Genomic DNA, 12,244 nt, shown 5'->3' with positions numbered 1-12,244 from the left:
TTTAATTACCTAGACCAATTACCTGATTTACCGCCAGATTTTTTTAACAGCATTATTTTTGAAATAGATAAATTTTTACTAAAAGATTTACACATATCATAAATTGTTAGTAAGGCGACTGAAACAGAGGTGAGTGCTTCCATTTCAACCCCAGTTTTACCAAAACACCTTACTAAACTTTTGCAATTAATTATATTCCTTTCATCATCAATAGAAAATTCAATTTCAATTTTAGTAAGATTTAAATTATGTGCTAATGGAATTAAATCTGAGGTTCTTTTTGCTGCTTGGATACCTGCAAGTCTAGATGTTGATAGAACATCTCCTTTCTTATTTCTATTTTTAATAATAGCATTAATTATTTCTTTATTAAGTATTATAGATCCCTGAGCAATCGCGTCCCTCAAAGTATCGTCCTTTTTTGAGACATCGACCATGGTGGCATCACCATTTTCATCAATATGAGTAAACATCTATTTATCTTCCGATATAATTAATAATAATTACAATAATAATATCAATGTATGAAAAAAACTCTATTAATATTAATTTTCTTAAGCTTTATTGTAATGGCTAATAATTTGCCTGAACTCGGTGACTATAGCTCCTCCAAAATAAGTGAAACTGAAGAAATTTTCATCGGCAGACAAATTTTATATCAAGTTAATCAAAGCGACAGCATTATTAGGGATATTGAGATTTCAGACTATCTCGATTTATTAGGCAAAAGACTCATAAATGCAAGCACAGACCCCGCAAAAAAAATTGAATTTTTTATTGTAAATGATTCTTCAATAAATGCTTTTGCAATGCTTGGTGGCGTTATTGGTGTCCATTCAGGATTATTCCTCGCTTCAAATACTGAATCAGAATTGGCTAGTGTTATAAGTCATGAGATAGCTCACATAAATCAAAAGCATATTTCAAGGTTTTTAGCTCAACAGGAAAGAGCTTCTTACCAGTCAACTTTTTTAATGGCCGTTGCACTCTTATTTGCTAGATCTAATCCTCAACTTGCAAGTACTACTATAGCTGGAGCTTCTGCAGGTGCAGTTCAAGGTGCACTTGACTTTACAAGGGAGAATGAAAAAGAAGCAGATAGAGTTGGAATTCAAACGTTAAATAATGCCGGCTTTGATGTTAGAGGTGCCCGTGATTTTTTTGAAACGCTTAAAAAAGCTAACCAGTTTTCTGGGGGAGCGGCTCCAGCTTTCTTACAAACCCATCCTATAACAAGGAACCGTATAAGTGATATTGAAGATCGGTTAAAAGATTATCCATATAAGCAAAGGTTGGGTAATCAAACTTTTAACTACGTCAAGGGTAAGTTAAAGGCACTTCTTGGAGATAAAAGTAATACGAAAAATATTTTAGAGGAAAATATTAAAAATAAAATATATATTAATGAAGCTGGAGAAAGGTTTGCACTTGCATATATTTATTTAATGGACAACGAATTTACTAAATCACAAGAACAGATTCAATGGTTATTTGATAATGAACAATCAAATCCAATGTTAAATCAGCTTTATATAAATTATTTAATAAAAACAAATAAAGTTATAGAAGCAAAAAAATTGTATATACAAAATTTAAATTTTTTCCCATCAAATAGATCTTTTGTCTTTGGCCTTGCTGATTTATATCTAAGAACCCAAGAAACAGCAAAAGCACTAAAACTTTTGAAAAAAAACGAACAAAAATTTTCACAAGACCCTATTCTTTATAATTTGTATGCAAAAGTTTATGCAAAACAAGGAGAAAAACTACTTGAATATGAGAATCTAGCAGAAGCCGCTTATTATAATTTTAATCTTCAGGAGGCAATTATGAGGATGGACTTAGCAATTAAAGCAAATGATGGTGATTTTTATGAAAAGTCTAGAGTTGAATCAAGATTAAAACAATTCCAAAGAGAGCAACAATTTCACACAAGAGATAAATGATAAGTTTTACTTATCAGTATGATTTTAATATAAAATTATACTAAGTAACATAGATAAACTATTATGTTTTGTCATTAACCAATTATAGGAAAATTAACATGTCTTCAATTATTAATACAGAAGTTAAGCCTTTCAAGGCGACAGCATTTCACAGCGAAAAAGGCGGCATAGAAGTGACCGAGGCTGATCTTAAAGGAAAATGGTCCGCTGTTGTTTTTTACCCAGCTGATTTTACATTTGTTTGTCCAACTGAGCTGGGAGATCTTGCAGACCACTATGAAGAGTTACAAAAAATCGGTGTGGAAGTGTATGCGGTATCAACAGATACACATTTTACGCACAAAGCCTGGCATGACACATCAGAAACAATAAAAAAAATAAAATTTCCAATGATTGGAGATCCGACAGGGGCAATATCAAGAAACTTTGATGTAATGATTGAAGAAGAAGGGTTAGCTTTGAGAGGATCATTCATAATAAATCCAGATGGAATCATTAAAACTGCTGAAATAAATGATTTAGGTATAGGTCGTTCAGCAGCCGATTTAGTAAGAAAGGTTCAGGCAGCTCAACATATTGCAGCAAATCCAAATCAAGCATGCCCAGCTTCTTGGAAGCCAGGAGAAGAGGCATTAACTCCATCACTTGATTTAGTAGGGAAAATTTAAATTCTGAAATAGTTTAGTTTGGTTGGGCAAAAATTTGGCCCAACCAAGACTTTGCCCCAGAAGACAATTTATGGCACTTTCAACTGAAATTACAGTACAATTAAAACAATATTTAGCTAAGCTAAATTCTAATGTGGTGATTGAAGCATTTGTCGATGAAAGTGAAGTTTCAACTAATATGAGTGAACTATTGGTTGAATTAGCAGAGATGACAGAGAAAATTTCTCTCAATATTCATAAAGATACGGCTGAGAGAACGCCATCCTTCAAAATTAATAGACCTAATGAAACAACCGGTATTCAATTTGCAGGCATTCCTTTAGGACATGAGTTTTCATCACTAGTACTAGCTTTGTTACAGGTGGGTGAGCACCCACTTAAAATCTCAGAAGATTTAGTTGATCAAATTAAAAACATAGAAGGAGAATTCTTTTTCGAAACCTTCATTTCCTTATCATGCCATAACTGCCCAGATGTTGTGCAAGCTTTAAATGTCCTATCACTTTTAAATCCTAATATAAGTCACTGCATGGTGGATGGTGCTCTATTTCAAGATGATGTTAAAAGAAAAAAAATAATGTCAGTTCCAACAGTATTTCTAAATGATGTTGAGTTTGGACAAGGCAGGATGGAATTAGAGGAGATTATCAATAAAATTGATACAAAGGCTGGTGAAAAAAAAGCTGATCAATTATCCCAAAAAGAGCTTTTCGATATCCTTGTGGTTGGTGGAGGTCCAGCTGGTGCATCGGCTGCAATTTATTCTGCAAGGAAAGGAATAAAAACAGGAATTATTGCTGAGCGTTTTGGCGGACAAGTCATGGATACACTTGGGATAGAAAATTTTATTTCTGTACAAAAAACTGAAGGCCCAAAGTTAGTGAAAGCGCTTGAAGAACATGTAAAAGAATATGATGTTGACGTCATTAATCTTCAGTCAGCAAAAAAAATTGTAAAAGTAAATGATTTATTATTTGAAGTTCACCTAAATAGCGGAGGCATTCTTAAATCTAAGTCGGTCGTTATTGCCACTGGTGCAAGCTGGAAGGAATTAGGTGTTCCTGGAGAAAAAGAATTTAAGGGGAAAGGGGTAGCCTATTGTCCCCATTGTGATGGACCCCTATTTAAGGGAAAAGATGTAGCTGTAATCGGAGGGGGGAATTCAGGTATTGAAGCCGCAATTGACTTAGCAGGTATCGTTAAGCATGTCACTATCTTAGAGTTTGCTTCCGAGCTTAATGGGGATCAGGTATTAATTGATAGATTAAATAGCTTAGATAATATTGAGGTTGTACTAAATGCTAAAACAAATGAAATTTGTGGTTCAGATAAAGTAACGCACTTAGTTTATACAGATAGAAAACATAAAAAAGAAGAGAGAATAAATATTGAAGCAGTATTTATTCAAATTGGTTTAAATTCAAATAGTGATTGGGTAAAAGAAGATATAAAATTAAGCCAATATGGCGAAATCGAAATCAATGACCATGGAGAAACATCAATGCAAGGTGTCTTCGCAGCAGGCGATGTCACAACAATACCTTATAAACAAATCATTATAGCTATGGGAGAAGGCTCTAAAGCAGCATTAGGAGCTTTTGACTATCTAATAAGGCATTAAATAAAAAAATTTACTCTTTGTTTTCAAGAAGTTTTTTTAGGAGGGGAATAGTAATTGGCTTTTTCGTCTTTAAGGACCAATTATCTAATGCATCCAAGGTTGCGATTAAGTAGTGTAAGTCTCTTTGTAAATGTCTCATACAATATTCAATAACATTTTCGCTACATGACATCCCCTTTTGTTTTGAATGACTCAATAATGCTAATTTCTTCTCGCTATCTGTTAGTGGTTTAATTTGATAGACAAGACCCCAACTAAGTCTGCTTGCTAAATCACCCCGCAAACCCATGTTGTTGGGAGAGTTAGCCCCAGTTATGAAAAGTTTTTTACCATTCTCTTTGCAATCATTAAAAATATTAAAAGCTTCCACTTGCTCCATATTATTTTTAATATCAATATCCTCAATAACAAAAATGTTACCTCTTTTTACCACATCGGATAAATGCGACTTCCCTGAGCCTTCAACACCCCACAAATAAAAAAATTGAAGGTTTTTGTCAGTTATAAATTTTTTTATAATGCTAATTGCTTCAAAGTTATCACCAATAATAAAATTTTCAAATGATTTAACCTTAGGTGTTTGTATGTCAAGTAAAAGTTGATCCATCATTCCTGTGGCACCATGTGCCTATTAAGTAAAATTAAGTTAAAATCTTACTATACATAAACTCGCAAATCTAATAAGGATTAAACCAAATTGTCTCAAAAAAAATCTGAAGATAACTCAATTACATATATGGATTCTGGGGTAAATATTGAGGCTGGAAATAACCTAATTGAAAAAATTAAACCACACGCAAAGTCTACTTTTAGAAAAGAGGTTTTAGGTGGGTTAGGTGGTTTTGGTTCAATGTTTGAGATGCCAAATCATATCAATAATCCAGTACTTGTTTCTGGCACTGATGGCGTAGGAACAAAGCTAAAATTAGCATTTGAACTTAACAAACATGACACGATAGGACAAGACTTAGTTGCAATGTGCGTCAATGATATTATTGTTCAAGGAGCTGAGCCCTTATTTTTTCTGGATTATTTTGCATGTGGAAAATTAAATACTCAAATTGCTGAAAAAGTTATCAAGGGTATCAGTGATGGATGTAAGCTAGCAAAATGCTCTCTGGTTGGAGGTGAAACTGCAGAAATGCCGGGGATGTATCAAGGTGATGAGTACGACCTAGCTGGCTTTTGTGTTGGTGCAGTAGATAAAACTAAAATAATCGATGGTAAAAGTGTAGATGAAGGCGATATCATAATTGGTATTAGTTCATCTGGAGCACATTCAAATGGATATTCTCTGATTAGAAAAATAATATCTGAAAAAAAAATAAATTTAGATTTAAAAATTGATAATGAGACTATTGGTGATTTATTAATCAAGCCTACGAAAATTTATACGCAATCAATTTTAGAAGTTTTAAAAACTGAAAAAATAAATGCAATGGCACATATTACTGGAGGCGGCTTGACTGAGAATATTCCAAGAGTCATTCCTAATGAGTTCAAGGCTGTTATCTCGAAAAATTCTTGGAAAATCCCTAAATTATTTAACTGGATAAAATCTGAAGCACACCTAGATGATGACGAATTATTTAAAACATTTAATTGTGGAATTGGTATGGTTATCATAGTAAAAAAAGAATCAAAAGACAGAGTAATGACATCCCTCAGAAATTCAAAAGAAAATGCCTTTGAAATTGGAAAAATAACCAAAAAAGTTGTAGATGAACCACAAATACAAATTATCTAAGTATTTTTTAGTTTTAATACTTTTTTCTCAAAGTCTATTTGCCTTCAAGAAGCTACCAGAGAATTTTTACATTGACTATGAGCTATTCCAGTTTATAAAACTTAGAAATATTGAGGTAGAAAATACCCAAATATCCTCTGGTGAAATAAAATTACAATATAAGCAGAAAAGTAAAAAATATGATTTGAATGTTTTTTTAAAAACAAAAAGATTTCTAAAATTTTTTGGAGATAAAGATATTCAGAGTGAAGGTTTAGTAAGCAATAAGGGGCTTTTATTCAATTCATTTTTAGTTAATGACCTAAAAAAACCAAAAAAAAATATATCTGTAACTTACGATAGAAAGAATGACAAGCTAAAAGTTGACTACAAAAAAAAGTTAACTGAAAAAAAATATGTGGGTAATTTATTAGATATCCCAACGTTAATTTTACAATTTCATTTTGAAAAAACTAAGCCAACGTATACATTTAATTTTTTAGAAGGAAAAAAGGTTAGGAATATTGAATATAAAAAAATTAAGGATGAAAGTATAAGAATCAATGAAAGAAATTTTCAAACGGAATTATATGAGGGTGAAATTACCTCAGTTAAAAATTCAAAGCATTTTATTTGGCTCTCAAAAAGTGCTTATAGAATCCCTATTAAAATAAGATTAAAGATGAAAGGTGGATTAATGATTGACCAAAATTTAAAAAATACAGATCTTAATATTAAAGAAATAGATGAATAGATTTTCTATAAAGTCATGTGCCGAGGTTTTAGAAGAAAGCTTTTCTAATAATTTTCCAGCTGATTCTCAATTGAGTTTCTTTTTTAAAAAAAATAAAAATATAGGCAAATCTGAGAGATCACTCATTGCTGATACTTATTTTAATGTCATTAGAAATAAAAGATATCTTGAGGCTTTAGGTTCAACATCAAATCCATTTAAATTAATTCTTATATATTTAATTAAATTAAAAGGAAGGAGTATTCGTGATTTATTGCCCATGATCAGTGAGGATGATGGAAAGTGGCTATCCAAAGTAAAAGCAAATAAAATAACAAATATTGATCTCTCAGCAAAATTAAGCTTACCGGAGTGGTTTTGGCTAAAGTTATCTGCTCAATACAATGAAAAAAAGGCCATACAAATTGCTAACGCCCTTTTATTACCTGCGCAACTCTGCGTCAGAGTAAACACCCTTAAAGGGAAAAGTAGGCAAGAGATAATGACTGAACTAAAGGAATCGTTTCAGGAGGTAGAAAGCCAAATTCTAGAAGCCAAAATATCGCCAATTGGTATTAATTTACCTAGAGGAAGTTACATACAGAAACATCCACTATATCTTGAGGGCAACATAGAAGTTCAAGATGAGGGGAGTCAATTATTAGCATATTTAGCTGATGCAAAGAGAGGGCAGATGGTCGCAGATTTTTGTGCTGGGGCCGGAGGTAAAACCTTAGCTATGACAGCTATGATGAAAAATACTGGAAGAATATATAGTTTTGATATTTCAGATAAAAGATTAGATAGCTTAAAAACTAGATTAAAAAGATCAGGTGCATCAAATATTTCAATACAAAGAATTTCAAGTGAAAATGATCTTAAAATTAAGAGGTTAAAAGAAAAGTTCGACAGGGTTCTCGTTGACGCACCATGCACTGGCTTTGGGACATTACGTAGAAACCCAGACCTAAAATGGAAGCACTCAGAAAAGTCATTGATGGAGCTAATAGCTAAGCAAAAGAACATTCTTCATTCGGCAGCCAGATTATGCAAAAAAAAAGGATTATTAATATATGCCACATGTAGTTTGCTTAATGAAGAAAATGAGGAGCAAGTGAGAAATTTTCTATTTGAAAATTCAGATTTTAAATTAATATCAAAATCTGCAATACTTGATAAGTTTGGTGTTACTTTGGACGATAAAAAATACCTAAAGCTAAATCCATACGAAAATGACACAGATGGTTTTTTTGGAGCAGTTATGGAGAGAGTTAGATAATGAAAAATGCAAATAAATATATACTGCTTGCAGCGATAGCGGGAATTATAATTGGATTAGTCATAAAAAAATTTCCCGATTCATTAATACTTCAATATATTTCAGATATATCTATTTTGGCAGGTCAAATTTTTATTACCACGTTAAAAATGATTTTAGTTCCTCTGGTATTTTTTTCTATTGTAAATGGAATTTCAAACTTAGTCTCCTCTAATAAAGCTGGTACTATCTGGAGATCAACACTTTTATACTTTGCCGGAACCATGTTTTTCGCAGTTTTTATTGCAATGATAGCAATGAATTTGTTTAAGCCAGGCATAGGCGTTTCTATAGATGCTTGGCAGCTAAATGAGGTAGTAACGTCTGAGGCTTTATCTTTTAAAGATTTTATTTATCAATTCATTTTAGGTTTATTTGAAAATCCGTTTGCATCACTGGCAAATGGAAAAATTTTACCTCTCATTATATTTTCTATCTTGATTGGCATAGCGCTAAATGAAAAAAATAAAGCATTAAACCCAGCAAGAGATTTTTTTAAAAGCTTTTATGAAATAATTTTTAAAATTGTAAATTGGATAATGTATATTGCCCCTTTTGGCATATTCGGCTTACTGGTAAATATGGTGGTTAGTCAAAATATAGCAATCTTCTCTCAAGTTGGAATTTTTATACTGATTGTTATCGGAGTAATTTTATTTCACGGAATAATATTTTTACCAACTCTATTATTCATTTTTAATAGAGTAAATATTTTGTCTTTATGGAAAGGCGGGAGAGTGTCATTTATTTCGGCATTTGCAACAAGTTCGAGTAGTGCCACACTCCCTATTACACTGAAAGCATCACAGAATAACTTCGGTGCATCAAAAGATGTTTCTAATTTTGTTTTGCCAATCGGTGCCACGATGAATATGGATGGAACGGCAATGTATGAGGCAGCAGCGGCATTATTCATCGCAAATTTAGTAGGACTAGATTTAGGGTTATCTCAACAGTTTGTTTTATTTTTTATTGCTATGATCGCCTCAATTGGAGCCCCTGGAATTCCAAGTGCGGGAATGGTGACAATGGCTATGGTGCTTCAAGTGTTGGGACTTCCTTTGGAAGCTCTTGGCATATTAATACCAATGGATCGTTTGCTAGACACGTTTCGAACAACAGTAAATGTTGAAGGCGATTTAGTAGGGACCTTAATTATTGATAAATTAGTTAAGGATTAACTTTTTTTCTTCGCTCTAAAAAATCTAATGATAATGAGTAAGCTGATGGGATAACGACTAAGGTGAGTAGTGTAGAAGATAACATGCCACCAATAACAGCAACCGATAAGGGACCATTAGTTTCTGATCCTGCACCATACCCTAATGCGGCTGGAAGAAGAGCAAGTATAAGTGTCAGTGAGGTCATAAGAACAGGTCTTAACCTTATGGGGCATGCTTCTAAAAGTGCGTGATTAGTACTCTTACCCTTTGCTTTAATTTGGTTGGTCATATCGACCAGTAGAATGGAATTTTTGGCAACTAAGCCAATTAATAAAACCATTCCAATCATTGAATATATATTCAGGCTATTCCCAGTTACCCACAACAACATCACTCCACCAATAATTGCCAAAGGTTGGGCGAGCATTACGATTAAGGGTTGAAAGAAAGAATTAAATAGACTTGATAAAACCATGTATAAGAGAACTGTTGCTAAGGAAAAAGCAAATAAAATATTACTGGTGGTTTTGGCAAATTCTTTAGCCTGACCAACAAGCTTAATAGAGTACTCACTAGGAAGTATTTTTTGACTGGCATTGTTTACAACTTTGACGGCTTCACCAAGGGAAATTGTTGGGTTAGCATAAAAATTTGCAGAGTATTGTAAATCTTGTCTACCCATGACAGCTGGACCTAGCGTTTCTGTGAAGCTTGCAATAGAATCAAGTCGAACAAGTTCTCCCGTATCTCCTTTTAAATTAATTTTTTTAAGGTCCGATATCTCCTCAATAATACCTTCTTTTGCTTTCATTCGAATATCATACCTTTGTCCATCCCCAGGCTCATCGTTAAACCGAGCTACATCAAGCCCATTACTAAAAACGGAAATCGAATTTGCGATATTGGCTGCACTAATTCCAAAACTCGCGGCTCTCTCTCTATCAATTTGAAGATTCATTTGAGGTAAACTGAGTTGTAAATCTAAATCAATGCGCCCTAGACCTTCGATTTGTGACAGTTCGTATTGTAGCTGATCTGCTAAGGACGAAACGGTCTCAATATTTGGTCCGATGAGAGAAAATTGTAAAGGTTCAGATCGCCTTCCGCCAGCAATGGAGGGAGCAGATATAAAGGCCTTCACTCCAGTTAAAGAATCAAAATCACCTTTAATCTGTTTTATTATTTCTGATTGAGACAGCAGGCGATTTTGTTTATCTTTCAGCATGACACTTATAAACCCTGAATTGACTTGACCCCTGCTTCCCAGTCCAATGGAAGAAAATACACCCTTGATAACACCATCATATTTATCAAGAACATTTTCAATTTCAAGTAATTTTTTATAGGTATAGTCCATATTGGAACCGAGTGGGGTTTTAAACCTAACACTAAATCTACTTTCATCTTGTTCCGGCAAAAAAGTTTTTTCGACTTTTGAAAAAAAGAATCCACTCGATAGAACAATAAGAAAGCTCAACAAAAGAACTTTCCAGCGATGAATTAGTGACCAAGTTAAGATTTGCTTATAAAATTTTTCAACCTTCATAAAAGTACTATCAAATTTTGATAAGGCATTAATTGGTTTTTCTTTTTTTTCTAAGAATTTTGAACATAGCATTGGGGTTAATGTAAGTGAAACGACTAATGAAACAAGCACACCGCTTGTGACGACAATAGCAAATGATTCAAAGAAACGACCAACAATACCTTCCATAAAAATAACCGGACCAAAAATACACACTAGAGCAATAGATGAGGCTAACACGGCAAAAACCACTTCATTGCTCCCATTAATAGATGCATTAAAAATGTTTTTATCAATCTTTTTATGGTGTCTAAAGACATTCTCAAGAACAACGATGGAGTCATCAACAACAATTCCAATGAGTAGGATCAAAGCTAATAATGTCATGCTATTAAAAGTAAAGTTATAGAAATACATAATAGCTATGGCTCCTAATAGGGAGATTGGTATAGCTACAGCAATAATTAACGTCGATCTTATCGAACCCAGAAATAAAAGAACAATGAGCGATGCCAGGATAGTACCTTCCAAAATATGCTCCTGAAGCGACTTCACCATAGACTTGATATAAATTGAATCATCTGTTGAATACTGAATTTTTAATCCTGGAGGTAAGTTTGGTGTGATTTCATTTTCAATTTTTTCTTGCACTTTTTTTATGATATCGACGGTATTGGTGTTTGCTACTTTTACAATGCCTAAGCCAATACTTGTTTCACCATTAAACCTTGCAGTTTCTCTATAGTCATCAAGACCATCCTCAACCTCAGCAATGTCTTTAACCTTAATTGCTCCTCCATCCCTGTAAGCAATAATCATTTCTTGGATATCATTGACATTATGAAACTCTAGATCGAGTTTAAACATTTTTTCTGATTTTGATCTTACAAGAAATCCTCCCGGAAATTGGACGTGTTCATTATCAAATGCGGAGATAAGATCTTCAGCTGTAATTTTAAGTGCAGACATTTTTTCAGGTAAAAGATTTATTCTTACAGTTCTATCTCTTTTACCGCCCAATCTAATTTCACCGACACCATCTATTGTTTCGATTTTTTTCTTTAAGATGTTTGAGGCATATAAATTAAGTTGTTGAATTGTTCGATTACCTGTTAAAGATAGCCACATGATTGCACTTGCATTTGTTTCAACTTTTCTTACAACTGGAGGGACAATGTCCTTAGGGAGTCTACGAGCAACTTGACTCACTTTTGATTGAATTTCATTAAATGCTACTTCAATATTTTTATCTAAATTAAAGGTAATGCTTACCACTGATACACCTGGGGAAGACTCAGATCGAATAGACTCAATTCCAGGAGTTGTATTGACAGCATTTTCGATAATATTTGTAATACTAGAATCTATAATTTCTGGATTTGCCCCCTCAAGAGAGGTTGTGACAGATAGGATGGGAAATTCAACCATAGGGAATTTATCAATCCCTATTTTTTGAAAACCAATGATACCAAGCAGCACAAAGATGCCAGATATCATCCAGGCTAAAACATATCTTCGAATTGAAATTTCAGGCAGCGTCATTA

General features: G+C 33.2%; 10 protein-coding genes. 7 read left to right on the top strand and 3 right to left on the bottom strand.

Annotated features, from left to right (window positions below):
* Positions 1-5: 5 nt before the first annotated feature.
* Positions 6-473, bottom strand: coding sequence for a cyclic pyranopterin monophosphate synthase MoaC (gene moaC, locus K6112_03960; GenBank protein ID QZP17191.1), 468 nt, complete (start codon positions 471-473; stop codon positions 6-8).
* A gap of 51 nt (positions 474-524) precedes the next feature.
* Between moaC and K6112_03955 the strand changes: the two genes are divergently transcribed.
* From K6112_03955 to ahpF, 3 genes are all read left to right on the top strand, one after another.
* Complete coding sequence (locus K6112_03955; protein ID QZP17190.1) at positions 525-1,946, top strand: M48 family metalloprotease; 1,422 nt, start codon at positions 525-527, stop codon at positions 1,944-1,946.
* A gap of 98 nt (positions 1,947-2,044) precedes the next feature.
* Entirely contained in the window at positions 2,045-2,614 is a 570-nt protein-coding gene (gene ahpC, locus K6112_03950) for a peroxiredoxin (protein QZP17189.1), read from the top strand.
* A 70-nt stretch (positions 2,615-2,684) separates the two neighbouring features.
* The gene (gene ahpF / locus K6112_03945) at positions 2,685-4,235 is read left to right on the top strand and encodes an alkyl hydroperoxide reductase subunit F (GenBank protein QZP17188.1); all 1,551 of its coding nucleotides are present in this window, start codon (positions 2,685-2,687) and stop codon (positions 4,233-4,235) included.
* 10 nt (positions 4,236-4,245) lie between these two features.
* Here ahpF and K6112_03940 read toward each other — a convergent pair whose 3' ends face one another.
* Positions 4,246-4,845: a DnaA regulatory inactivator Hda gene (locus tag K6112_03940; protein QZP17187.1), complete on the bottom strand. Its 600-nt coding sequence runs from the start codon at positions 4,843-4,845 to the stop codon at positions 4,246-4,248.
* A gap of 126 nt (positions 4,846-4,971) precedes the next feature.
* Between K6112_03940 and purM the strand changes: the two genes are divergently transcribed.
* The 4 genes from purM to K6112_03920 are packed head-to-tail and all read left to right on the top strand — an operon-like array spanning position 4,972 to position 9,193.
* Complete coding sequence (gene purM / locus K6112_03935) at positions 4,972-5,982, top strand: phosphoribosylformylglycinamidine cyclo-ligase (GenBank protein QZP18481.1); 1,011 nt, start codon at positions 4,972-4,974, stop codon at positions 5,980-5,982.
* Positions 5,957-6,715: a DUF3108 domain-containing protein gene (locus K6112_03930; protein QZP17186.1), complete on the top strand. Its 759-nt coding sequence runs from the start codon at positions 5,957-5,959 to the stop codon at positions 6,713-6,715. The genes purM and K6112_03930 overlap by 26 nt, the downstream gene beginning before the upstream one ends.
* Positions 6,708-7,973, top strand: a complete 1,266-nt coding sequence (locus K6112_03925) for an RsmB/NOP family class I SAM-dependent RNA methyltransferase (protein ID QZP17185.1) — start codon at positions 6,708-6,710, stop codon at positions 7,971-7,973. Before K6112_03930 ends, K6112_03925 begins: the two co-directional genes overlap by 8 nt.
* Positions 7,973-9,193 (top strand): dicarboxylate/amino acid:cation symporter, encoded by a 1,221-nt coding sequence (locus K6112_03920; protein ID QZP17184.1) that lies wholly within the window; start codon positions 7,973-7,975, stop codon positions 9,191-9,193. The genes K6112_03925 and K6112_03920 overlap by 1 nt, the downstream gene beginning before the upstream one ends.
* Here K6112_03920 and K6112_03915 read toward each other — a convergent pair.
* Entirely contained in the window at positions 9,183-12,242 is a 3,060-nt protein-coding gene (locus tag K6112_03915) for an efflux RND transporter permease subunit (GenBank protein QZP17183.1), read from the bottom strand. The two genes, K6112_03920 and K6112_03915, sit on opposite strands and share 11 nt — an antisense overlap.
* Positions 12,243-12,244: the final 2 nt, after the last annotated feature.

The sequence above is a fragment of the Methylophilales bacterium genome (assembly GCA_019823025.1).
Taxonomy (GTDB): Bacteria; Pseudomonadota; Gammaproteobacteria; order Burkholderiales; family Methylophilaceae; genus BACL14.
This window is presented reverse-complemented; position numbering and strand designations above follow the sequence as displayed.

Excerpts from the sequence above, each read along its gene's own strand:
- K6112_03940 (QZP17187.1), bottom strand. The coding sequence starts at position 4,845 with ATGATGGATCAACTTTTACTTGACATACAAACACCTAAGGTTAAATCA.
- ahpC (QZP17189.1), top strand. The coding sequence starts at position 2,045 with ATGTCTTCAATTATTAATACAGAAGTTAAGCCTTTCAAGGCGACAGCA.
- purM (QZP18481.1), top strand. The coding sequence starts at position 4,972 with ATGGATTCTGGGGTAAATATTGAGGCTGGAAATAACCTAATTGAAAAA.
- K6112_03930 (QZP17186.1), top strand. The coding sequence starts at position 5,957 with ATGAACCACAAATACAAATTATCTAAGTATTTTTTAGTTTTAATACTT.
- K6112_03925 (QZP17185.1), top strand. The coding sequence starts at position 6,708 with ATGAATAGATTTTCTATAAAGTCATGTGCCGAGGTTTTAGAAGAAAGC.
- ahpF (QZP17188.1), top strand. The coding sequence starts at position 2,685 with ATGGCACTTTCAACTGAAATTACAGTACAATTAAAACAATATTTAGCT.
- K6112_03955 (QZP17190.1), top strand. The coding sequence starts at position 525 with ATGAAAAAAACTCTATTAATATTAATTTTCTTAAGCTTTATTGTAATG.
- moaC (QZP17191.1), bottom strand. The coding sequence starts at position 473 with ATGTTTACTCATATTGATGAAAATGGTGATGCCACCATGGTCGATGTC.
- K6112_03915 (QZP17183.1), bottom strand. The coding sequence starts at position 12,242 with ATGACGCTGCCTGAAATTTCAATTCGAAGATATGTTTTAGCCTGGATG.
- K6112_03920 (QZP17184.1), top strand. The coding sequence starts at position 7,973 with ATGAAAAATGCAAATAAATATATACTGCTTGCAGCGATAGCGGGAATT.